The organism is Oleiphilus sp. HI0067 (assembly GCF_001635735.1).
The window spans coordinates 1-749 of the sequence record NZ_LWFI01000513.1 but is presented as its reverse complement, the minus strand read 5'-3'; the positions used below and the strand labels follow the sequence as shown (position 1 = coordinate 749).

General features: G+C 46.7%; 2 protein-coding genes. One reads left to right on the top strand and one right to left on the bottom strand.

The features are described 5' to 3' along the window. Positions 1 to 489 (top strand): hypothetical protein (locus A3739_RS29480; RefSeq protein WP_197472104.1); only part of this gene is annotated, 489 nt, incomplete at its 5' end. Positions 490 to 527: 38 nt separating this feature from the next. Here A3739_RS29480 and A3739_RS06095 read toward each other — a convergent pair. Then, positions 528 to 749, bottom strand: a 222-nt coding sequence (locus tag A3739_RS06095) for an MAPEG family protein (protein ID WP_197472103.1), incomplete at its 5' end; no start/stop codon positions are given.

Here is a 749-nt window from a genome sequence, read left to right as displayed (position 1 = left end):
GGAGAGGATGGCTTTACATGTGATTCGGGCGATCGTTGTCCGCCATATTACAACGATGTCTGGCGTAGTAAGAATGGTAAGCGCTGGGAGTTGTTAACTGCTGACGCAGGTTGGGCTCCACGGCCGGGACATCAGTGCGAGGTACTCTTTGGTAGTTGTGTATGCTTTGGTGGCTTTGGTTTGAGTACTAATCCGCAGGACCCATTTGCAGTGGCTAATCCTATCGATGTTTGGGTGAACAAAAATGGCCGAACGTGGAAACAGCTCTCAGGTCCGGCTGAACAACCTTGGAATGCGCAGTCACCAGAAGATATTAAGTATGATCTAGCGGCATTTCCTGTGTATTTTGCGAATGGAAGGTTCCAGCCGAGTATCTTTACATTTGGTGGTGATCGAGAAACCTTTGATCCATTCGATCCCATTGGATTTACGAAAGTCGATAATGATGTTTGGCAGTTCCGATATGACTGGGATTGGTGGAGACGATAGTACGTATACAGAGGCCGCTGAAAAGCGGCCTTTTTTGTTTACAGGAAGTATTGGCTTAACCAATAACACACGATACCTATTTGCGCGCAAAAGCATAGAAAACGACACTGCACGATGATGTTACTTGATGAAGCTGCATGAAGAAGCGACTGTGCAATGCGCGCGGCTAACAAATATAGCGCGAGGCTGTTGGTGATTTCTTGGCTTGCTGTAGAGATAGAAAAGAGAAGAGTTCCACCTAGGAAGGGAAATGACTCATA